This window comes from Pseudomonas sp. TWRC1-2, assembly GCF_049896685.1.
Classification (GTDB): domain Bacteria; phylum Pseudomonadota; class Gammaproteobacteria; order Pseudomonadales; family Pseudomonadaceae; genus Aquipseudomonas.
In genome coordinates, this window is sequence record NZ_JAFCUU010000005.1 from 266158 (window position 1) to 288723 (window position 22566).

The 22566-nt window shown below is 62.8% G+C and carries 19 protein-coding genes and 1 pseudogene; 18 read left to right on the top strand and 2 right to left on the bottom strand.

The window, feature by feature from the left end; genetic code table 11:
• Window positions 1-108: 108 nt before the first annotated feature.
• The 5 genes and pseudogenes from ACP7B3_RS16560 to trxC form a co-directional block, all read left to right on the top strand.
• Window positions 109-708 (top strand): annotated as a pseudogene (locus tag ACP7B3_RS16560) (methyl-accepting chemotaxis protein); the annotation flags it as partial.
• Window positions 709-938: 230 nt separating this feature from the next.
• A complete protein-coding gene (locus tag ACP7B3_RS16565; RefSeq protein ID WP_106577559.1) occupies window positions 939-2681 on the top strand; it encodes a potassium/proton antiporter in 1743 nt (580 codons plus the stop codon).
• A 56-nt stretch (window positions 2682-2737) separates the two neighbouring features.
• Window positions 2738-6076, top strand: a complete 3339-nt coding sequence (gene mscK / locus ACP7B3_RS16570) for a mechanosensitive channel MscK (RefSeq protein WP_242198854.1) — start codon at window positions 2738-2740, stop codon at window positions 6074-6076.
• A gap of 48 nt (window positions 6077-6124) precedes the next feature.
• On the top strand, window positions 6125-7588 hold the full coding sequence (gene selO, locus ACP7B3_RS16575; RefSeq protein ID WP_426179708.1) for a protein adenylyltransferase SelO: 1464 nt from the start codon (window positions 6125-6127) through the stop codon (window positions 7586-7588).
• A gap of 230 nt (window positions 7589-7818) precedes the next feature.
• Window positions 7819-8253, top strand: coding sequence for a thioredoxin TrxC (gene trxC, locus ACP7B3_RS16580; protein ID WP_426179710.1), 435 nt, complete (start codon window positions 7819-7821; stop codon window positions 8251-8253).
• Window positions 8254-8378: 125 nt separating this feature from the next.
• On the opposite strand, the gene ACP7B3_RS16585 is transcribed toward trxC, so the two are convergent.
• Together ACP7B3_RS16585 and ACP7B3_RS16590 are read right to left on the bottom strand one after the other, a co-directional pair.
• On the bottom strand, window positions 8379-8606 hold the full coding sequence (locus ACP7B3_RS16585) for a DUF6124 family protein (protein WP_426179712.1): 228 nt from the start codon (window positions 8604-8606) through the stop codon (window positions 8379-8381).
• Window positions 8607-9083: 477 nt separating this feature from the next.
• Complete coding sequence (locus ACP7B3_RS16590; RefSeq protein WP_106577554.1) at window positions 9084-9854, bottom strand: ParA family protein; 771 nt, start codon at window positions 9852-9854, stop codon at window positions 9084-9086.
• Window positions 9855-10203: 349 nt separating this feature from the next.
• Between ACP7B3_RS16590 and ACP7B3_RS16595 the strand changes: the two genes are divergently transcribed.
• The 13 genes from ACP7B3_RS16595 to ACP7B3_RS16655 all read left to right on the top strand — a co-directional run bounded on the left by ACP7B3_RS16595 (window position 10204) and on the right by ACP7B3_RS16655 (window position 22558).
• Complete coding sequence (locus ACP7B3_RS16595; RefSeq protein ID WP_426179714.1) at window positions 10204-10923, top strand: beta-ketoacyl synthase chain length factor; 720 nt, start codon at window positions 10204-10206, stop codon at window positions 10921-10923.
• Window positions 10899-11711: a lysophospholipid acyltransferase family protein gene (locus tag ACP7B3_RS16600; RefSeq protein ID WP_145160031.1), complete on the top strand. Its 813-nt coding sequence runs from the start codon at window positions 10899-10901 to the stop codon at window positions 11709-11711. Before ACP7B3_RS16595 ends, ACP7B3_RS16600 begins: the two co-directional genes overlap by 25 nt.
• Complete coding sequence (locus ACP7B3_RS16605; protein WP_010213712.1) at window positions 11689-11958, top strand: phosphopantetheine-binding protein; 270 nt, start codon at window positions 11689-11691, stop codon at window positions 11956-11958. Before ACP7B3_RS16600 ends, ACP7B3_RS16605 begins: the two co-directional genes overlap by 23 nt.
• Before the next feature lie 9 nt (window positions 11959-11967).
• Window positions 11968-12222 carry an acyl carrier protein gene (locus ACP7B3_RS16610; RefSeq protein WP_106577551.1) on the top strand — a complete coding sequence of 85 codons (255 nt, stop codon included), beginning with the start codon at window positions 11968-11970 and terminating at the stop codon, window positions 12220-12222.
• Window positions 12219-12764: a hypothetical protein gene (locus ACP7B3_RS16615; RefSeq protein ID WP_426179717.1), complete on the top strand. Its 546-nt coding sequence runs from the start codon at window positions 12219-12221 to the stop codon at window positions 12762-12764. Before ACP7B3_RS16610 ends, ACP7B3_RS16615 begins: the two co-directional genes overlap by 4 nt.
• Complete coding sequence (locus ACP7B3_RS16620) at window positions 12761-14431, top strand: AMP-binding protein (protein ID WP_426179719.1); 1671 nt, start codon at window positions 12761-12763, stop codon at window positions 14429-14431. The genes ACP7B3_RS16615 and ACP7B3_RS16620 overlap by 4 nt, the downstream gene beginning before the upstream one ends.
• A gap of 242 nt (window positions 14432-14673) precedes the next feature.
• Window positions 14674-15408 (top strand): glycosyltransferase family 2 protein, encoded by a 735-nt coding sequence (locus ACP7B3_RS16625; protein WP_242198842.1) that lies wholly within the window; start codon window positions 14674-14676, stop codon window positions 15406-15408.
• Window positions 15405-16340: a glycosyl transferase gene (locus ACP7B3_RS16630; RefSeq protein ID WP_426179721.1), complete on the top strand. Its 936-nt coding sequence runs from the start codon at window positions 15405-15407 to the stop codon at window positions 16338-16340. Before ACP7B3_RS16625 ends, ACP7B3_RS16630 begins: the two co-directional genes overlap by 4 nt.
• A complete protein-coding gene (locus ACP7B3_RS16635) occupies window positions 16324-17865 on the top strand; it encodes an HAL/PAL/TAL family ammonia-lyase (RefSeq protein WP_426179723.1) in 1542 nt (513 codons plus the stop codon). Before ACP7B3_RS16630 ends, ACP7B3_RS16635 begins: the two co-directional genes overlap by 17 nt.
• The gene (locus ACP7B3_RS16640; RefSeq protein WP_262207963.1) at window positions 17858-18283 is read left to right on the top strand and encodes an acyl-CoA thioesterase; all 426 of its coding nucleotides are present in this window, start codon (window positions 17858-17860) and stop codon (window positions 18281-18283) included. The genes ACP7B3_RS16635 and ACP7B3_RS16640 overlap by 8 nt, the downstream gene beginning before the upstream one ends.
• Window positions 18280-18975 carry an outer membrane lipoprotein carrier protein LolA gene (locus ACP7B3_RS16645; protein ID WP_262207964.1) on the top strand — a complete coding sequence of 232 codons (696 nt, stop codon included), beginning with the start codon at window positions 18280-18282 and terminating at the stop codon, window positions 18973-18975. The genes ACP7B3_RS16640 and ACP7B3_RS16645 overlap by 4 nt, the downstream gene beginning before the upstream one ends.
• Entirely contained in the window at window positions 18965-21277 is a 2313-nt protein-coding gene (locus tag ACP7B3_RS16650; RefSeq protein WP_426179726.1) for an MMPL family transporter, read from the top strand. The genes ACP7B3_RS16645 and ACP7B3_RS16650 overlap by 11 nt, the downstream gene beginning before the upstream one ends.
• Before the next feature lie 33 nt (window positions 21278-21310).
• Window positions 21311-22558 carry an NAD(P)/FAD-dependent oxidoreductase gene (locus ACP7B3_RS16655; protein WP_426179728.1) on the top strand — a complete coding sequence of 416 codons (1248 nt, stop codon included), beginning with the start codon at window positions 21311-21313 and terminating at the stop codon, window positions 22556-22558.
• Window positions 22559-22566 lie beyond the last annotated feature (8 nt).

Here is a 22566-nt window from a genome sequence, read left to right on the forward strand (position 1 = left end):
GAGATGACCAGCGCCGTGGAAGAAGTCGCGCGCAATGCGGTGAGCACTTCGGAAGCCTCGCGCAACGCCACCACCTCCGCCGGTGATGGCCGTGACCTGGTGCAGGAAACCGTCAGCGCCATCGAGCGCATGAGCGGTGATGTGCAGGCCACCGCCACGCTGATTGGCGACCTGGCCAATGAATCGCGTGACATCGGCAAGGTGCTGGACGTGATTCGTGGCCTGGCAGACCAGACCAACCTGCTGGCGCTGAACGCCGCAATTGAAGCCGCACGCGCCGGTGAAGCCGGTCGCGGGTTTGCCGTGGTGGCTGATGAAGTGCGCGCCCTGGCCCATCGCACCCAGCAGTCGACCAGCGAGATCGAGCGGATGATTGGCAGCATTCAGGCCGGCACCGAACACGCGGTGGATTCGATGCGTAACAGCACCGAACGCGCGGAATCGACATTGAACATCGCCAAAGGCGCGGGCCTGTCGCTGGACACCATCAATACCGCAATTGTGGAGATCAACGAGCGCAACCTGGTGATCGCCAGCGCGGCAGAAGAGCAGGCGCAGGTGGCGCGGGAAGTGGACCGCAACCTGGTGAACATTCGTGATCTGTCGGTGCAATCGGCCACCGGCGCCAGCCAAACCAGTGCAGCAAGCAGCGAGTTGTCGCGCCTGGCAGTGGATTTGAATGGGATGGTGGGGCGCTTTCGCCTGTAACTGACTGCGGTGATCCTTTGTGGGAGCTGGCTTGCCTGCGATAGCAATCTAACAGTCGATACCCCAGTGACTGACACACCGCAATCGCAGGCAAGCCAGCTCCCACATTTGGATCTGTGCGATTCAGAAAAAGCTTTTTGACAGCACAGCAATTCAACAGGTTAGAATCGCTGGCACGCAGACTGCATGGTCAGTTTGCGCCCTGTCTTCCCAGTTCTGGAGTACTGCCTTTGAATGCGACGACCATCAACAGCCTGTTCTTGATCGGCGCGTTGCTGGTGGGTGCGAGCATTCTGGTGAGTTCTCTTTCGTCCCGCCTGGGGATCCCGATTCTGGTGATCATCCTGGCCGTGGGCATGATCGCCGGCGTCGATGGCGGCGGCATTATCTTCGACAATTACCCGACCGCCTACCTGGTGGGCAACCTTGCCTTGGCAGTGATCCTGCTCGACGGCGGCTTGCGCACACGGGTGGCGAGTTTTCGCGTGGCACTCTGGCCGGCGTTGTCGCTGGCCACGGTTGGGGTGTTGATCACCACCGGCCTCACCGGCATGGCCGCAGCGTGGCTATTCAACCTCAATATCATTCAAGGCTTGCTGATCGGCGCGATTGTCGGCTCAACCGACGCCGCCGCGGTGTTCTCGCTATTGGGCGGCAAAGGCCTGAACGAACGGGTGACCGCCAGCCTGGAAATCGAATCCGGCAGCAACGACCCGATGGCGGTGTTTCTCACCGTGACCCTGATCGACATGCTCGCCACCGGCCAGACCGGCCTGCATTGGAGCCTGCTGACCCACCTGATTCGCGAGTTCGGCATCGGCGGCATCGTCGGTTTGGGCGGCGGCTGGCTGATGCTGCAGATGGTCAACCGCATCAACCTGGCCACCGGCCTGTACCCGATCCTGGTGATCGCCGGTGGCCTGGTGGTGTTCGCCTTGACCAACGCCCTGCACGGCAGCGGCTTCCTCGCCGTGTACCTGTGCGGCCTGGTAATCGGCAACCGCCCGGTGCGCAGCCGCCATGGCATTTTGCATATGCTCGACGGCATGGCCTGGCTGGCACAAATCGGCATGTTCCTGGTGCTGGGCCTGCTGGTCACGCCGCATGACTTACTGCCCATCGCCCTGCCCGCCCTGGGCCTGGCGCTGTGGATGATCCTGTTTGCGCGGCCGCTGTCGGTGATGGTCGGCCTGCTGCCGTTCAAGGCGTTCCACGGGCGCGAAAAAGCCTTTATCGCCTGGGTCGGCCTGCGTGGCGCGGTGCCGATCATTCTGGCGGTGTTCCCGCTGATGGCCGGCCTGCCGCACGCGCAGCTGTATTTCAACCTGGCGTTCTTTATCGTGCTGGTCTCGCTGCTGGTGCAGGGCACGAGCCTGCCGTGGGTGGCCAAGCTGCTGAAAGTGACCGTACCGCCCGACCCTGCGCCGATCTCCCGCGCTGCCCTGGAAGTGCACGTTACCAGCGAGTGGGAGCTGTTCGTCTACCGCCTGGGCGCAGAAAAATGGTGTATCGGCGCGGCCCTGCGCGAACTGAAAATGCCCGAAGGCACGCGGATCGCCGCGCTGTTCCGTGGCCAGCAACTGCTCCATCCGTCGGGCAGTACGGTGCTTGAAGTCGACGATTTGCTCTGCGTGATCGGCCACGAACACAACCTGCCGGCCCTGGGCAAACTGTTCAGCCAGGCGCCGCAACGCGGTCTCGACCTGCGCTTCTTCGGCGACTTTGTGCTCGAAGGCGACGCCCAGCTGGGCGCGGTGTCGGCGCTGTACGGCCTCAAGCTCGAGGGTATCGACCCGGATATGCCACTGAGTCGCTTCATCACCCAGAAGGTCGGCGGCGCGCCAGTGGTGGGCGACCAAGTGGAATGGAACAACACGCTGTGGACCGTCGCGGTCATGGACGGGAACAGAATCGGAAAAGTCGGCGTCAAATTCCCCGAAGGAAGTCGTCCAGGCCCTGGACTCTTCCTCTAAACTGCGGGGCTATGGCGCCACGCCCCCACCTTCTTTACCTTGCTCGACCGGTATCCATGACAACTCTGCGCACCTTTTTAGCCACTGCCCTGCTGGGCCTGACCCTCTGTGTCGGCAGCGTTTACGCCGCCGACCCGCCCAGCGCCGAGTCCATCCAGCAAACCCTGGACAAACTGCCCGACCGCAAGCTGCCCGACGCCGACATGAAGGCGCTGCAAACCATCCTGCAACAGACCCTGACCTACCTGGGCAACAAGCAGGATTACGAGCAGCGCCTTGTCGACCTCAAGCGCCAGCTCGAAGACGCCCCGCGCCAAACCACTGAAAACCAGCGCGAACTGGTGCGGCTCAAGGCCACTAAAATCATCCCGGTGGCGCAGCGCTACGCCACCCTGCCGGTGCCGCAGCTTGAGCAATTGCTGGTGCAACGCACCACTCAGCAAGGCGATCTGCAAAAAACCGTGGCCGACGCCAACAGCATGTCCGTCGCCGCCCAGACCCGCCCCGAACGCGCCCAGACAGAAATCAGCAACAGCCAGACCCGCATCCAGCAGATCAATTCGATCCTCAAGGCGGGCAAAGACAACGGCAAGACCCTCACCGGCGACCAGCGCAACCAACTGAATGCCGAACTGGCCGCCCTCAATGCCCTGATTCCACTGCGCCGCCAGGAACTGGCCGGCAACAGCCAACTGCAAGACCTGGGCAATAGCCAGCGCGACCTGGCGACCGAGAAAACCAGCCGCCTGGAGCAGGAAATCCAGGACCTGCAAACGCTGATCAACCAGAAACGCCTGGCCCAGTCCCAGCAGACCGTGACCCAACAGTCCATCGAAGCGCAGAAAGCCGGGGGCAGCAGCTTGCTGGCCTCGGAAAGCGCGGCCAACCTCAAGCTGTCCGACTACCTGCTCAAGAGTACCGACCGCCTTAACGAGCTGACCCAGGCCAACCTCAAGACCAAGCAGCAACTGGACGCAGTGACGCAAAGCGACTCGGCCCTGGACGAGCAAATCAACGTGCTCAAGGGCAGCCTGCTGCTCTCCAAGATCCTCTACAAGCAGAAACAGGCGCTGCCCCGTCTCACGGTCGACCGCGACCTGGCGGACGATATCGCCAACATTCGCCTGTACCAGTTCGAGATCAACCAGCAACGTGAGCAGATCAACTCACCCAGTGCCTATGTGGATAACTTGCTGGCCAACCAGCCACCGGAAGACGTGACGCCGCAACTGCGCCGCACCTTGCTGGAATTGGCGATCACCCGCAGCGACTTGCTCGAGCGCCTGAGCCGTGAGCTGAGCGCACTGCTGAACGAATCGATCACCCTGCAACTGAACCAGAAACAACTGCTCAGCACCGCCACCACCCTGCGCGCGACGCTGGATGAGCAAATGTTCTGGATCCCCAGCAATAAGCCGCTGGACACCGAGTGGCTGGAAACCGTACCGGCGCACCTGAACAAACAGATCACCACTCTGCCGTGGGCCTCCAGCGTCAGCGAACTGTACGACGGCCTGACCCAGCGCCCGCTGTTGTTCCTGCCCCTGCTGCTGTTGATCGGTGCATTGTTGTGGCGGCGTAAAGCGCTGTACCAACGGCTGAACAAGGTTCACCTGGACATCGGCCACTTCAAGCGCGACAGCCAGTGGCACACGCCGCAGGCCATCCTGATCAACATTCTGCTGGCGATGCCGGTGTCCCTGGGCCTGGCGCTGTGCGGCTACGCGCTGCAGATCGACGCCCGCGGGCAAAACGCCAACCTGGGCGATGCACTGCTGCAGATCGCCCAAGCGTGGCTGGTGTTCTACACCGCCTACCGCATCCTGGCGCCGGGCGGCGTGGCGGAACTGCACTTTCGTTGGGAGAAACCCCAGGTTGAATTCCTGCAAGGCTGGGTGCGCAAACTCGGCCTGGTAGTGCTGGCATTGGTGGCCGTAGTGGCCATCGCCGAGCACCAACCCGAGGCGCTGGCCGACGACGTGCTGGGCATCGGTGTGGTGCTGACGTGCTACGCGTTGATGGCCTGGTTGCTGGGCCGCCTGCTGCTGAACAGCCCGACCCACGAGAAGGCCTCACTGTTTCGTAAAGCCGTGGGCCTGGTGTTCACCGCCCTGCCCGTCGCCCTGTTTCTGGCGGTGTGCTTTGGCTATTACTACACCGCGCTCAAACTCAGCGACCGCTTGATCAATACCCTGTACCTGCTGATGTTCTGGCTGGTGATCGAAGCCACCTTCGTGCGCGGCCTGGGCGTCGCCGCACGGCGCCTGGCCTACGCGCGCGCACTGGCCAAACGCCAGGCAGCCAAGGAAGCCGGGGATGGCGAAGCGGTGATCGAAGAACCGACCCTGGATATCGAACAGGTCAACGAACAGTCCATGCGCCTGATCCGCCTGGCCCTGCTCGGCGGCTTTATCGCGGCGCTGTACTGGGTGTGGAAAGACCTGATCACCGTGTTCTCCTACCTGGACAACATCACCCTGTACGAATACACCAGCGGCACCGGCGCCAACATCAGCATGGTGCCGATCAGCTTCGGCGACTTGCTGGGTGCGTCAATCATCATCGGCATCACCTTCGCCCTGGCGCGCAACTTGCCGGGTTTGCTGGAAGTGCTGGTGCTGTCCAAGCTGGACCTGGCTCAAGGCAGCGCCTACGCCACAACCACCTTGCTGTCGTACGTGATTGCCGGCGTCGGCTTTGTCTCCACCCTGTCCACGCTCGGGGTGAGCTGGGACAAGTTGCAATGGCTGGTGGCAGCGCTGTCGGTGGGGTTGGGCTTCGGGATGCAGGAGATCTTCGCCAACTTTATCTCCGGCATCATGATCCTGTTCGAACGCCCGGTGCGTATCGGCGACACCATCACCATCGGCAACCTGTCGGGCACGGTCAGCAAGATCCGCATCCGTGCGACGACCATCACCGACTTTGACCGCAAAGACATCATCGTCCCGAACAAGACGTTTATTACCGGGCAACTGATCAACTGGTCGCTGACCGACACCATCACCCGCGTGACCCTGAAACTGGGCGTGGACTACGGCTCCGACCTGGACCTGGTGAAGGAACTCTTACTCAAGGCGGCGCGAGAAAACCCGCGTGTGTTGAAAGAGCCGGAACCCCACGTGTACTTCCTCAACTTCGGCGAAAGCACCCTCGACCACGAACTGCGCATGCACGTGCGTGACCTCGGTGACCGCAACCCGGTGATCGACGAGGTGAACCGCTTTATCAACCGCGAGTTCAAGAACCACCACATCAACATCTCGTTCCGCCAGATGGAGGTTTACCTCAAGAACCTCCACGGCCAGGAATACAAACTGGTGGAAGTCGATACCCCAGCCAAACCCGCCAACGACGGCGGCGTGCAAGAACCACCGCCGAGCAAACTCGACTAACGCGTCTATCCCCAGCAGAATGCTCGGACATTCTGCTGGAGATGGCCGGTGAAAGCCCTCGACGAACTGACCTTCGACAACCGCTTCGCACGCCTGGGCGACGCGTTCTCAACCCACGTACTGCCTGAACCCCTTGATGAGCCGCGCCTTGTGGTGGCGAGCAACGCCGCCATGGCGCTGCTCGACCTCGACCCGGCGGTGGCCGAAACGCCGGTGTTTGCCGAGCTGTTCAGCGGGCACAAGTTGTGGGCCGAAGCGGAGCCGCGGGCGATGGTCTATTCCGGCCACCAGTTTGGCGGCTACACCCCGCAACTGGGCGACGGCCGTGGGCTGTTGCTGGGCGAGGTGTACAACGAGGCCGGCGAACACTGGGACTTGCACCTCAAAGGCGCCGGGATGACGCCTTATTCGCGCATGGGCGACGGCCGCGCGGTGCTGCGCTCTTCGATCCGCGAGTTTCTCGCTTCCGAAGCCTTGCATGCGCTGGGCATTCCCAGCAGCCGCGCCCTGTGCGTGATCGGCTCCAGCACGCCCGTCTGGCGCGAGAAACAGGAACGCGGCGCCATGGTGCTGCGCCTTGCGCACAGCCATATCCGCTTCGGGCATTTCGAATATTTTTACTACACCAAAAAGCCCGAGCAGCAGGCTGAACTGGCCGAACACGTGTTGAACCTGCACTACCCCGAGTGCCGCGAGCAGCCCGAGCCGTACCTGGCGATGTTCCGCGAAATTGTCGAGCGCAATGCCGAAATGATCGCCAAATGGCAGGCCTATGGCTTCTGCCACGGCGTGATGAACACCGACAACATGTCGATCCTGGGCATCACCTTCGACTTCGGGCCGTTTGCGTTCCTCGATGACTTTGACGCGCATTTCATCTGCAACCACTCCGATCACGAAGGGCGCTATTCCTTCATCAATCAGGTGCCCATTGGGCAGTGGAACCTCAGCGCGCTGGCCCAGGCGCTCACGCCGTTTATCAGCGTTGACGCCTTGAAAGAGGCGCTTGGCCTTTACCTGCCGCTGTACCAGGCCCATTACCTGGACCTGATGCGCCGCCGGCTGGGACTGAGCACCGCCGAAGACGATGACCAGAAGCTGGTGGAGCAGTTGCTCAAGCTGATGCAAAACAGCGGCGTCGATTACACGCTGTTCTTCCGCCGCTTGGGTGATGAGCCCGCAGCGCAAGCTGTGGCGCGGCTGCGCGATGACTTCGTCGACCTCGCCGGGTTGGATGCCTGGGCCGAACGGTATAAAGCGCGCGTTGCGCGAGACGGGGACTACAGCGAAGTGCAGCGCCGTGAGCGCATGCACGCGGTAAACCCGCTGTACATCCTGCGCAACTACCTTGCACAAAACGCCATCGCCGCCGCCGAGTCAGGCGACTACAGCGAAGTACGTCGATTGCATGAAGTGCTGAGCAAACCCTTTGAAGAGCAGGCGGGGATGGAGCAATACGCCCAGCGGCCGCCGGATTGGGGCAAGCATTTGGAGATTAGTTGTTCGTCGTAAGTTCGCAAAAACGATACGTTTACGGTGGCGAGCGGGCTTGCCCCGCGTTGGGCTGCGAAGCAGCCCCAAAATCTGCAATGAAGATCTGCCTGATACAACTCGGTTACTTTACTGGGGCTGCTCCGCAGCCCAACGCGGGGCAAGCCCGCTCGCCACAGTTATGTATTTGCCTTGATAAATATCGGCGCTGGCTCCAAATAGAAACTATTGGCCATCTCCAGGAGCCCTCAATGTCCGAACCTCTCGTCATTCCCTGCCCCCATTGCAACGGCCTCAACCGCATCCCCGCCGAGCGCCTGGGTGATGCGCCTAAATGCGGGCGCTGTAAACAGGCGGTGTTGTTGAACAAGCCCTTTGAGTTGAAACAGGGCGACTACGCCAGCCAGATCAAGGGCGATCTGCCGCTGCTGGTGGATGTGTGGGCCGAATGGTGTGGGCCGTGCAAGTCGTTTGCGCCGGTGTTTGAGCAGGCGGCTGGGCAGTTGGAGGGCAAGTGCCGGTTGGCCAAGCTCGACAGCGAGGCCAATCAGCAGCTGTCGGCGCAGTTGGGGATTCGCTCGATTCCCAGCTTGATTCTGTTCAAAAACGGCCGCGAAGTGGCGCGCCAGAGTGGGGCATTCCCGTTGCCGCAGTTGATGAGCTGGTTGCGTAGCCAGGGCGTATAACCCACACCCAACATCAACTCGGTCAAATGTGGGAGCTGGCTTGCCTGCGATGGCATCCCCTCGGTTTGCCTGACAGACCGGGTTGTCTGCATCGCAGGCAAGCCAGCTCCCACACTGACCGCGTTTTAAGCCCGTGCTACGGGGGTTTCGCGGTCCATCATCTGGCCTACGAGTTGTACGCCCAGCTCGCTTAATTGATGGATGGCCAGGGCCACGTCGCGGTGTTCGCCGCTTAGGTCGTTGGATAGCTTGAGTAATAGCGTGCGCACGGAAGAGAAGGTTTCGTAGCTGTTGAGCACGAGGGTTTCGGTAGGAAGGTCGGGGGTAAGGCTGTAAAGGTTGCTGGTTTTCATCGTTATTCCCGGAGTGAGCCGCCCTCACCTCGCTACTAAACGAGGGTGGCAGCTGTGCGCAGGTTAGTAGACCGGGGAACAACGCAAAGCCGGCGCACCCGAAGATGCCCTACGCACAGCCACCATCAAACACAGACAAAAGTCTGCTAGATGAAGCTCGTGCACTTTACGCTGCTCTTCGGGCTACTAAACCCGATCGCTGAACATTCAACGACCGAAGAACCTTAGAGACGCCCATCCAGACGCACAAGCCGGCGGATTCTGGCTTATCTGTAGGCAGCGAGACAAGGCACAACCCCGCTTGCCAGACCCTTCCTACAGCCACTGTGGGAACAATCCAATTCCCCCTGCAGGAATGCACAACAAATGTGGGAGCTGGCTTGCCTGCGATGCAGGCAACTCGGTTTGCCAGTTAAACCGAGGTGATGCTATCGCAGGCAAGCCAGCTCCCACAGGGTCAGGCGGTGCCGGCAAGGATCACGCGCTTTCCAGCAAGTTATGCAACTCCACAAACTGCTGCGTCAGCTTGTGCCGTGGGTCCAGGTGGATCAGCGGCTTGCTCTCCTGATGCGACTCGCGCATGCGCACGGAGCTGGCCAGGTACACCGGCAGCACCGGCAGGCCTTCGGCAATCAGCTCATCGAGCATCTGCTGCGGCAGGCTCGCGCGGGCCTGGAACTGATTGACCACAATGCCTTCCACTTCCAGGCCTTCGTTGTGGTCTTCCTTCAATTCTTCGATTTCCGCCAGCAGGCCATACAGCGCCTGACGTGAAAAGCTGTCGCAGTCGAACGGAATCAATACACGATCAGCGGCAATCAGCGCCGAAACCGCATAAAAATTCAGCGCCGGCGGCGTATCCAGGTAAATCCGGTCGTAATCCTCGCTCAGCTCATCGAGTAGCTTTCGCAGCTTGTTGATCTTGTGCTTGGCCTCAAGCTTGGGCTGCAGGTCGGCAAGCTCGGCGGTCGCGGTGATGACGTGCAGGTTGTCGAACGGCGTTTCGTAGATATCCACGCGGTTTTTCTTGGAAAACGGCCCGGATGACAGGGTTTGCTTGAAGAACTCGGCGATGCCCATCGGGATATCGTCGCCGGTCAGCCCGGTGAGGTACTGAGTCGAGTTGGCTTGCGCATCGAGGTCCACCAACAGGGTTCGATAGCCTTCACTGGCGCTGACCGCCGCCAGGTTGCAGGCAATGCTGGACTTGCCAACGCCGCCTTTCTGATTGAACACCACACGCCGCATGGAAAAACCTCCGTGTATCAATGAATGTCCGAGTGTAGAGGGCAAAAGCGCCTGTTAGCTACCTCGTTCATCCATGCACTGGCGCATTGCACGGCCGGATGCGCGATACCCGTAATCCAGCGCCGACAAACTAAAAGGAATACTCCGACAACCCCGTCAGTCCTCGCGTAAAGGACAATCTGTAAATCTTTCCCAGTAAATTGTAATCAGCCGTGAACAATTCTTTACCAAAGTTTGCTAGAAGCCCGCAGCACCGGGATAATGCGCGCCATTCGGCCTGCGTTCCGTGTCCCGGTATTCGGGGCCAACGGCCGCACATGGAAGCCCGCAGGGGCGGGATAACTTCTCAGTGATCACTTTCAACATCGCCCAATGGCGCGCCTGGGCTCCCGGCCTGGAGAGTGCGCACGACTGGCACGCCTGGTGCCAGGCCCCAGTGGCGCTGCCTGCCAGCGATGCTTGGCCTGACGTGTCCTTTTTGCCGGCCATGCAGCGCCGACGCCTGAGCCGCCTGGCACGCATGGCGTTCAGTGTCGGCTGGCCGTTGGCCGAAGGCCTGCAAGACCTGCCGCTGGTGTTTATTTCCCGGCACGGCGAAACCCCGCGCACCCTCGACATCCTCAGTGATCTGGCCGATGGCCAACCACTGTCGCCGACGCAGTTCAGCCTATCGGTGCATAACGCGGTGATCGGCCTGTGGTCGATCCTGCGCAATGAAACCAGCGAGATGACCGCGCTCGCCGCCGCAGGCGACGGCCTGGAGCACGGCATGCTCGAAGCCGCTGCGCTGCTCAACGAAGGTGCCCCGGCGGTGTTGCTGGTGATCACCGAGGAACAGCCCCCCGAAGCCTATGCTCGCTGGATTCATGACGTGCCCTTCCCTTACGCCCTCGGCCTGCTGCTGACACCGGGCGACGAGTTGCGACTGGAACTAAACAGCGGCGCTGTCCAACTCACTCAAACCCAGTGGCCCCACGCCCTGAACCTGCTACGCACCCTGCTCACCGAACAGGTTGCCTGCCAACATGCCTGGAAGAACCGTGTATGGAACTGGCAACGCAAGCCCTGACCGAAAAAGCCCGGGACGCCTATTACTGGCGCCTGTTTGCCACCGCCGCGAGCTTTTTCTTCTTCGGCGTCGGCGGGTTGTGCCTGCGTTTGCTGGTGTTTCCGCTGCTCAGTTGCCTGCCAGGCAGCGCTGAAAAACATCAGCGCCGCGCCCGCCACACCATCAGCAAACTGTTCTGGTTCTTCGTCCGCCTGATGCAGCGCGCCGGCGTGTTGACCTACAGCGTCGAAGGCGCGGAAAAGCTCGGTCGCCCGGGCCAGATGATCATCGCCAACCACCCGTCGCTGATCGACGTGGTGTTCCTGATCGGCCTGATGCGCCAGACCAACTGCGTGGTCAAGCAGAGCCTGTTTCAGAACCCGTTCACCCGTGGGCCGGTGCGCGATGCAGGCTATATCAGCAATGACGGCAGCGCCGACATGCTCGACGCCGCCGCCGAGGCGTTACGCCAGGGCCAGACCCTGATCATTTTCCCCGAGGGCACCCGCACCACACCCGGCGCGGCGCCCGCCTTTCATCGCGGTGGCGCCGCCATCGCGCTGCGCGGTGCGACAATCATCACCCCCGTGGTGATCAAGGTCAGCCCTACGACGTTGACCAAGGCAGAACCCTGGTACCGCATTCCCAAACGTCGATTTCACTTCAGTTTGCGCGTGGGTGCCGATATAGAACCACACACCTTTGCCGCACTCGGGCCCGCGCCCCAGGCTTCACGCAAGCTCAACGATTACCTGCACCACTATTTCATTAAGGAGCTCGCCGAAGATGAGCGACCAACACCGCCTTGAGCACGACATAAAGATGCTGATCATCGAGGCCCTGGGCCTGGAAGACATCAGCGTCGACGACATCGGCAGCGAGCAGACCCTGTTCGGCGAAGGCCTGGGCCTGGATTCGGTAGACGCCCTGGAATTGGGCCTGGCGATCCAGAAAAAGTACGGCATCAAGATCGATGCCGACGCCAAAGACACGCGCAATCACTTCACCAACGTGGCCAGCCTTGCGGCGTTCGTCACGGCCAGACAGGCAGCTTGAGACCGGACCATGCAAACTCGTGACGATATTTTCAACACCCTGCGCGACGCCTTGGTGGAACTGTTTGAACTGGAGCCTTCGCGCGTCACCCTCGACGCCAACCTGTACCAGGACCTGGAAATCGACAGCATCGACGCCGTGGACTTGATCGATCACATCAAGCGCCAGACTGGCAAGAAGATCGCCGCCGAAGAATTCAAGGCCGTACGCACCGTGAACGACGTGGTTGAGGCGGTGTACCGTCTGGTCGCACCTGCCGCATGAGCCGGCTGATCGGCCTTGGCCTGTTGCTGGCGGGGCTGTTGTACCCTTTTGCGGTGTATTACGGCACCGAGCACTTTGCGCCGTGGCAATTCGGCATGCTGCTGGGCAGCCTGTGGTTGCTGCGCGCGCTGACCGGCGCACGCCGCCCGGGCAGCCGCTGGATGGCGATGGCGGTGATCGTGTTTTGCCTGCTGCTGGCCTGGTTCGACAACCCGCAGCTGCTGCGCTGGTACCCCAGCATGGTCAGCGTGTTCATGCTGGCGCTGTTCGGCTTGAGCCTGAAATACGGCCCGCCGATGGTCGAGCGCCTGGCCCGCATCACTGAACCGCAACTGCCGCCCGAGGCCATCCGCTATACGCGTCAGGTCACCGTGGTGTGGAGTGTATTTTTTCTGTGTAATGGCCTGCTCGCCGCCGCCCTCACCCTGTGGGCGCCGCTGAGCTGGTGGACGTTGTACAACGGCTTGATCGCCTACGGGCTGATGGGGTTGTTGTTTGCCGTGGAATGGCTGGTACGACAAAGGGTTCGAGGCCGCGTATGAATGGGTTGAAACTTGAGCACCTGCTGCTTGAGCCGCTGCAACAGCGCTGGGTCACCACCGAGCCTGAAATGAGCCATGCCCAACTGTGGGCGCACTCCCTGAGCCTGGCGGCGGGCCTGCAAGCGCGCGGCATCCGGCGTTTGGCCGTGCACCTGGAAGACGCCGGCCTGTTGGCCATTGCCCTGCTGGGCGCCTGGCGGGCCGGGGTCAGCGTGCTGCTGCCGGCCGACCTGCAACCCCAGACCCGCCAGCGCTGGGACGACGCCGTGGACGCCTGGCTGGTTGAGGCCGCCGATTTCGACACGCTGTACCAGGCGCCGTTGAGCGCCGCCGCGCTCGACCTGGACGCCTGCCACTTGAGCCTGTGCACCTCCGGCTCCAGTGGCGAGCCCAAGCGCATCGACAAGACCCTGCGCCAACTTGCCAACGAAGTGGAAGCGCTGGAAGCCTTGTGGGGCGCGGACCTTAAAGACGCCTGCATCATCGGCAGCGTCGCCACCCAGCACATCTACGGGTTGCTGTTCCGGGTGTTGTGGCCGCTGTGCGCCGGGCGCACCTTTGTACGCAAACAACTGGCCTTCCCCGAAGACCTGCAGCGCGCCAGCCGCGAACACCCACAATTTGCCTGGGTCGCCAGCCCCGCGCTGCTCAAACGCATGGGCGACAACCTCGACTGGCCCGCCCTGAGCCACGTGTCGCGGGTGTTTTCGTCCGGTGGCGCGCTGCCCATCGAGGCTGCCGGCAGCCTGTACGACCGTTTGCAGCAATGGCCGACGGAAATCCTCGGCAGCTCGGAAACCGGCGGCATTGCCTGGCGCCAAGGCGCGCAGCCGTGGCAGCCGTTTGCCGAGGTAGAACTGAGCCAGGATGCCGACGGCGCCCTGCGCATTGCCTCACCTTATCTACCGGCTGGGCACATTGAACAGACCGCCGATGCCGCCCGCATCCACTGCGACGGGCGCTTCGAGTTGCTCGGCCGCCTGGACCGTATCGTCAAGCTGGAAGAGAAACGCATCTCCCTGCCGATGCTCGAACAGGCGCTGATGGCCCACGCCTGGGTCGCCGAAACCCGCCTGGGCGTGGTGCAGGAAAACCGCGCCTCGCTCGGCGCGCTGGTGGTGTTGAGCGCCGATGGCCTGCATGCCCTGCGCAATCAAGGCCGCCGCACCGTCACCCAAACCCTGCGCCAGCATTTGAGCCAACATTGCGAAGCCTTGGCACTGCCGCGTCGCTGGCGGTTGCTGCGCCAGTTGCCGCTGAATGCCCAGGGCAAACTGCCTCAAGCCGACGTCACAGCGCTGTTACTCGCCCCCCGGCCCAAAGCGCCGGACGTGCTGGCGCAAGTGCACGCCAACGGCGAATGGACCGTGCAACTGAGCATCCCGCCGGACCTTGCCTACTTCAGCGGCCACTTCCCCGTCACGCCGGTGTTGCCGGGCGTGGTGCAGGTGGAATGGGCCTTCAACCTCGGCCAGCAGTTGCTCGACCTGCCCGCGACCTTTGCCGGCATGGAAGTGCTCAAGTTCCAGCAACTGGTGCGCCCCGGCGATCAGGTTGAACTGCACCTGCGCTTCGACCAGGAACGCGGCAAGCTGTATTTTGCCTACCGCAATGGCGTCGCCGCCTGCTCCAGCGGCCGGATAGTGTTGGAGGCGCCAAGTGCATAACCTTTTGTGGCCAGCGGGCCTGGTGTGTCGAGCGGGCTTCCTGTGGCGAGCGGGCTTGCCCCGCGTTGGGCTGCGCAGCAGTCCCAAAACCTGCCAACTCGGTATGCCTGACACACCTCGGTTACCTTACGGGGGCCGCTTCGCAGCCCAACGCGGGGCAAGCCCGCTCGCCACAACAAGCGCGCTCGCCACAGGAAGCCCATTCATCCCAACAAGCCCGCTACCAGCAAGTGGGGTCAGCCATGCATAACCCCTGCGCGCTCATCCCGGTCTACAACCACGAAGCCGCCGTACCGGCCGTGGTGCACAGCTTGTTGAACAGTGGCCTGCCGTGCCTGCTGGTAGACGACGGCAGCAGCCCGGCGTGCGCGGCGGTGTTGGCGCAACTGGCAACGCTCGACAACGTCACCCTGCTGACCTTGCCCAACAACCAAGGCAAAGGCGGCGCGGTCATGGCCGGCTTTCGCGAAGCCGCACGCCGGGGCTTCACGCATGCGCTGCAAGTGGACGCCGACGGCCAGCACGACCTGCGCGAAGTCGAGAGCTTTCTCGATACTTCACGCAGGCACCCCGACGCGGTGATCTGCGGCTACCCCGAATACGACGACAGCGTGCCCAAGGGCCGCTTGTACGCGCGCTACCTGACCCACGTGTGGGTGTGGATCAACACCCTGTCGCTGCAGATTCGCGACTCGATGTGCGGCTTTCGCGTGTACCCGCTGGCGCCTACGCTAGCGCTGATGGACTCGGCTTACATCGGCACGCACATGGATTTCGATTCCGACATCCTGGTGCGCCTGGCCTGGCGTAACCAGCCGATGCGCTGGCTGCCGACCCAGGTGCATTACCCCGCCGACGGCTTGTCGCACTTCCGCCTGTTTCGCGACAACGTGCGCATCTCGGCCATGCACACGCGGCTGTTTTTCGGCATGTTGGTGCGCGCGCCGATGATTCTGTGGCGACGGTGGCAGGCATGAGCGACCGCACCAAACACTGGGCCGACCGCGAGGAGCGCGGCAGCTTCTGGCTGATGAAACTCACTGCCGTCGCCGCCAAGGTCCTCGGCCGTCGCCTGCTGAGCCCGTTGCTGTACAGCATCGTGCTGTACTTTTTCCTGTTCGGCCGCACCGCGCGCCACAGCGCCTGGGAATACCAGCAGCGCCTGGCCGACTGGAGCGGGCGCGATGAGCTGCGGCCCACGCATAAAAGAGTCTTCGGCCAGTTCATGGCGTTTGCCGACTCGCTGCTCGACAAACTCGACGTGTGGAACGGCAAGCTGCGCATCGAACAGATCGAAATCAACGACCCGGCGCAATTGCGCGGGCAACTGCGCGGCGAGCGCGGGCAGATGCTGGTGGGCGCGCACCTGGGCAACCTCGAAGTGTGCCGCGCGCTGGCCGAGATCGGTGAGCAAGTCACCATGAACGTGCTGGTGCACACCAAGCACGCCGAGCGTTTCAACCGCCTGCTGGGCGAAGCCGGGGCCACGCATCTGCGCCTGATCCAGGTCAGCGAACTGGACCCGGCGACCATGCTGCTGCTCAGCCAGCGCCTGGACGACGGCGAGTGGCTGGCGATTGCCGGCGACCGCGTGCCGCTGCACGGCGGGCGCAAGGTGCGCGTGGATTTCCTCGGCTTTGACGCGGCGTTCCCGCAAGGCCCGTGGCTGCTGGCCGGGCTGCTCAAATGCCCGGTGAACCTGCTGATGTGCCTGAAGCACGACGGTCGTTATCGCCTGACCATCGAGCCGTTCGCGCAATTGATCGAATGGAAGCGCAGCACCCGCGAGCAGGTCATCGCCCTGTGGACCGCGCGCTACGCCGCACGCCTGGGCCAGTTCTGCCTGGAAGCGCCCCAACAGTGGTTCAACTTTTACCCTTTCTGGAAAACCGATGACGACGCATCTTGAGCCAGTAACCTTTGGCGAACGCGCTTTGCGCATTGAAGACGTGCTGGCCTTGGCCAACCGTCAGGCGCCCACGCAGTTGCAGGGCGACGCCGCGTACCGCCAGCGCATTGCCAAAGGCGCGCAGTTCCTCGACTCGCTGCTGGACAAGGAAGGCGTGATCTACGGCGTGACCACCGGCTACGGCGACTCGTGCGTGGTGGCGGTGCCGTTGCAGCACGTCGAGGCGCTGCCGCGTCATCTGTATACCTTTCACGGTTGCGGCCTGGGCAAGTTGCTCGACGCACAAGCCACCCGCGCCGTGCTGGCAGCGCGTTTGCAGTCGCTGTGCCACGGCGTTTCCGGGGTGCGTGTGGAATTGCTCGAGCGTCTGCATGCGTTTCTGGAACACGACGTACTGCCGCTGATTCCGGAAGAAGGCTCGGTAGGCGCCAGCGGTGATTTGACGCCGCTGTCCTACGTGGCCGCGACCTTGTCCGGCGAGCGTGAAATGATGTTGCGTGGCGAGCGTCGCCAGGCGGCTGACGTGCACCGCGAACTCGGTTGGGAGCCGCTGGTGCTGCGCCCCAAGGAAGCCCTGGCCCTGATGAATGGCACTGCCGTCATGACCGGCCTGGCCTGCCTGGCTTTCGCCCGCGCCGACTACCTGCTGCAACTGGCCACGCGCATCACCGCGCTGAACGTGGTGGCGCTGCAAGGCAACCCGGAACACTTCGACGAGCGCCTGTTCGCCGCCAAACCGCACCCAGGGCAGATGCAAGTCGCCGCGTGGCTGCGCAAAGACCTGGCGATTGATGCACCGACCGCGCCGCTGCACCGCCTGCAGGACCGCTACTCGCTGCGCTGCGCACCGCACGTGCTTGGCGTGCTGGCCGACAGCCTGAACTGGCTGCGCTCGTTTATCGAAATCGAACTGAACAGCGCCAACGACAACCCGATCATCGACGCCGAAGAAGAGCGCGTGCTGCACGGCGGGCACTTCTACGGCGGGCACATCGCCTTTGCCATGGACAGCCTCAAGACCCTGGTGGCCAACGTCGCCGACCTGCTCGACCGCCAACTCGCGCTGCTGGTGGACGTGCGTTACAACCACGGCCTGCCGAGCAACCTGTCCGGCGCGCCGGCCGACCGCGCGATGATCAACCACGGCTTCAAGGCCGTGCAGATCGGCACCAGCGCCTGGACAGCCGAAGCGTTGAAAAACACCATGCCGGCCAGCGTGTTCTCGCGCTCCACCGAGTGCCACAACCAGGACAAAGTGAGCATGGGCACCATCGCCGCCCGCGATGCGATCCGCGTGCTGGAGCTGACCGAGCAAGTCGCCGCCGCCACGCTGCTCGCGGCCAACCAAGGCGTGTGGCTGCGCGCCCAGGCTGAAGATGCACGCGCCCTGCCGCCGGCCTTGGCCGCCATGCATGCAGAACTGGCCAAGGACTTCCCGCCGGTCATCGAAGACCGTGCGCTGGAAGGCGAACTGCGCCTGTGCCTGAAACGTATTGCCGAGCAACACTGGAGGCTGCATGCGTAGCCAGGGCGTGTTGCATTGCGACACTGAAATCCTCGTGCCGTTTTTCGACATCGACACCATGCACGTGGTGTGGCACGGGCATTACGTGAAGTATCTGGAAGTGGCGCGCTGCGCGCTGCTGGACAAGATCGGCCACAACTACACGGCAATGCTCGAGTCCGGCTACGCATGGCCAGTGATCGACATGCAGCTGCGCTACGTGCGCGGCGCGGTGTTCGGCCAGACGATCAATGTGCGCGCCAGTTTGGTGGAGTGGGAGAACCGTTTGAAGGTCAATTACCTTATCACCGACCTCGCCAGCGGCGAACGCCTGACCCGCGCCAGCACCGTGCAAGTGGCGGTAGAAATCGCCAGCCGCGAAATGCAGCTGGCCTCCCCCAACGTCTTTACAGACGCCGTAGAGAGAGCCTTGAAATGAGATTCCCTGTGGGAGCGGGCTTGCCCGCGAAGGTCTTGAGGGCCCTGTGTAGTATCAGACGGTCCGCGTCATCGTTAACGTCCTTCGCGAGCAAGCCCGCTCCCACAGGAATCGCATTGACTCTGTTATTAAGCATTCCAGGTTTCGCCCATGCTTTTGATCTGCAACAGCTGAGCGATCAGTTGGCCAAGCCCTCGGTGATCCACGGCAACTTCATCCAGGAAAAACACCTGCGCGCCCTGCCCCAACCCTTGGTCAGCAAAGGCACCTTCGTGCTCGCCAAAGACCATGGCCTGCTGTGGCTGTTGAAAACCCCGCTGCAGCAGGACTACCGCATCAGCGCCCAAGGCATCGCGCGCCGTGACGCCAATGGCTGGCAACTGCTGCCAAACAAGAGCGCCGGGGCCGAGCAGAACCGCCTGTTCCTCGCCGTGCTCCAAGGCGACAGCAGCGGCCTGCAACGCGACTTCGAATTGCAACTGCAAGGCGAAGCCAAGCAGTGGAAGCTGACGCTGATCCCGCGCTCATTGCTGCTCAAGCAGGTCTTCACCCAGATCAATATCGACGGCGGCGAATTGGTGCAGACCATCCAGCTGCTGGAAACCCAAGGCGACAGCACCGTGCTACGCATGCAGGACAGCACTGCCGCCCAACCGTTAAGCGATGCGGAGCAACACGACTTTGCCCAGTGAGCGCCTGCTGCCGCGCCTGTTCCTGATTCTGCTGGTGGCCGTGCTGGCGCTGGCCGGCTGGCAGTGGCGCCATGGCGCGCCGCTGTCGGCCAACCTGATGGAGCTGGTGCCGGGCAGCACGCCGGATGCGCTTGAGCTCAAAGCCGAACAACGCATGCAAGAGCCGCTGAACCGCGAAATGCTGGTATTGGTCGGGCATGCCGATCGGCAAACAGCCGTGACGGTGGCGCAGCAGTTGGGCGAGCGCTGGCAGGCCAGCGGGCTGTTTGAAAAGGTGCAGTGGAACCTGCAGGCCGACTTGCCGGCCCTGCGCGAGCAATTGCTGCGCGGGCGCCTGGCGATGCTCTCGGCCAAGGACCGCGAACAACTGATCGAGCACCCCGACGCCTTCATCCAGCAGCGCGTGCAAGCACTGTTCGACCCCTTCACCGGGTTCAGCCTGGTGCCGAGCCAGGACGACTGGCTGGGCCTGACCGGACGTATCCAGAACAGCCAGCCGCAACACGGCTCGGTGCAACTGGATATCGGCAGCGGCACCTTGATCGCCGATGCCGACGGCAAAAGCTGGGTGATGTTGCGGGCGCGCACCACCGGCAATGCCTTTGATATGAAACTGCCGCTGCAAGTGGCGGATCTGCTCCAGGCCAGCCGCGCGCAGGCCGGCGAGCAAGGCGCGCAATTGCTCGCCGCCAGCGGTTTGCTCTATGCGGCCAATGGGCAGCAGCAGGCGACCCGGGAAATTACCTGGGTGGGCGGCGGCGCCACGCTGGGCATCCTGTTGTTGCTGTTGCTCGCCTTCCGCCGCTGGCGTGTGCTGCTGGCCTTTGTGCCGGTGCTGGTGGGCATGCTGTTTGGCGCGGTGGCCTGTGTGGCGCTGTTCGGCCATATGCATGTGATGACCTTGGTGCTCGGCTCTAGCCTGATCGGCGTGGCGGTGGATTACCCGCTGCATTACCTGTCCAAAAGCTGGAGCCTGCAGCCGTGGCGCAGTTGGCCGGCGTTGCGCCTGACCCTGCCGGGGTTGAGCCTGAGCCTGGCGACCAGCTGCATCGGTTACCTGGCGCTGGCCTGGACGCCGTTCCCGGCGCTCACCCAGATCGCGGTGTTCTCTGCCGCCGGTCTGGTCGGCGCCTACCTGTCGGCCGTGTGCCTGTTGCCCGCGCTGCTCAACGGCGTGGACCTGCGCCCGGCGCAATGGCCGCTGCGCATCGCTGAAGGCCTGTGGCTGCTGCGGGCCACCTTGATCAAACACTTGCCGAGCCCGCTGCTCCTGGCGCTGGTGCTGCTGTTTTGCGCCGGTGGCCTGTGGCACCTGAACAGCAAGAACGATATCCGCCAATGGATCGGTGCCCCGCCGCAATTGCTGCAGGAAGCCCAGGCCGTGGCGCGCATCACCGGGTTCCAGCCCACCAGCCAGTTCTTTCTGGTGCGCGCCGACAATCAGCAGCAGTTGCTCGAACGTCAGGCCGCCCTGGGCCAGCGCCTGGATCAACTGGTGAACATGGACAAGCTGCAGGGCTACCTGGCGCTCAACCAACTGGTCAACCTGCCCGCCGAGCAGCAACAGCTGCGCGACGCGCTCAACCAATTGCCGCAACACTGGCAGCCGCTGTTGGACCTGGGCGTGCCCGCCAGCGCCCTGCACGCCGAAATCGCGCAACTGCAAGCCTTGCCCACCGAAGACATCGACGCGGCGCTGGTCGGCCCGCTCGCCGAGCCTTGGCGCACGCTGTGGCTGGGCCCGGTGGACGGCGGCGTCGCGGCGATGGTCAGCTTGCAAGGCCTGAACAACCCGGCGCTGCTGCGGGTGCAGGCGCTGGACCTGCCTGGCGTACAGTTGGTCGATCGCCTGGGCGACTTGAACCGGGTATTCGCCGACACTCAGATCAGCGCCGCTGAATTGAAATTGATGTCGTGCGTACTGATCGTGCTGTTGCTGATCCTGCCGTTCGGGTTTGGCGGCGCCTTGCGCATCGTCGCCCTGCCGCTGCTCGCGGCGCTGTGCAGCCTGGCCAGCCTGGGTTGGCTGGGCCAGCCACTGACCTTGTTCAGCCTGTTCGGCCTGCTGCTGGTCACGGCGATCAGCGTTGACTACGCGATCTTGATGCGCGAACAGATCGGCGGCCCTGCCGTGAGTCTTTTAGGTACGCTGCTGGCGGCGCTGACGACCTGGTTGTCGTTTGGCCTGCTGGCGGTGTCGAGTACACCGGCCGTGAGCAATTTTGGCCTGTCGGTCAGCCTGGGCCTGGCTTTCAGCTTTATGCTGGCGCCCTGGGCCGGCCATCAGAAGCACGCCTTATGAATGTGATTATCGCCATAGCGGCAAGGAGCCCTCGTGCCCACAGTTGAAATGGAACGTCGCCAGGTGGTGGTGATCGGTGCCGGCCCGTCCGGTGCCATCGCCGCCGCGCTGTTAAAGCGCAACGGGCATGATGTATTGATTATCGAGCGCCAGCATTTTCCACGCTTCTCGATTGGCGAAAGCCTGCTGTCGCACTGCATCGATTTTATCGAAGAAGCCGGCATGCTTGAGGCCGTGCAGGCGGCGGGTTTCCAGGTAAAAACCGGCGCTGCGTTTGCCTGGGGCGAGCGCTACAGCGCGTTTGATTTTGGCGACACGTTCAGCCACGGCAAACCCACTACCTTCCAGGTGCAGCGCGGTGAATTCGACAAATTGCTGGCCGACCAGGCCGCCTTGCAAGGCGTCGACATTCGCTACGGCGAAAGCGTCGTCGGTGTGGATTTTTCCGGTGACAGCCGCTACCTGCACGTGCGCCGCGAGAATGGCAGCGAATACCACCTCAAAGCCAAATTTGTGCTCGACGCCAGCGGCTATGGCCGTGTGTTGCCGCGCCTGCTGGACCTTGAGGCGCCATCGAATTTCCCGGTGCGCCAGGCAGTGTTCACTCACGTCGAAGACCATATCGAACACCCCGGTTTCGACCGCACCAAAATCCTCGTGACCACCCACCCGACCCAGCGTGACATCTGGTTCTGGACCATCCCGTTCAGCAACGGCCGCTGCTCGGTGGGCGTGGTCGCGGCGAAGGAGCATTTCGACGGCCGCGACAGCGACCTCGACGCGTGCCTGCGCGGCTTTATCGCTGAAACGCCGAGCCTGGCCGGCGTGCTGCAAAACGCCGAGTGGGACACGCCTGCGCGCACCATCGGCGGCTACTCGGCCAACGTCAAAACCCTGCACGGTCCGGGCTTTGCGCTGCTGGGCAACGCGGCGGAATTCCTCGACCCGGTATTTTCTTCCGGTGTGACCATCGCCATGCGCTCGGCGAGCATGGCGGCAGGCTTGCTGCACCGCCAACTCAAAGGCGAAACCGTGGACTGGCAAACCGAGTTTGCCGAGCCGTTGAAACGCGGTGTCGACACCTTCCGCTGCTACGTCGAAGGCTGGTACGCCGGCACCTTCCAGGATGTGATTTTCCATCCGGGCAGCTCGCCGGACATTCGCCGGATGATCAGCTCGATCCTCGCCGGCTACGCGTGGGATGAGCGCAACCCGTTTGTCAGCGAGCCCAAGCGGCGGTTGCGGATGTTGTCGGAGATTTGCGCGAGTGAGCCGGTATGAGCAGTCCA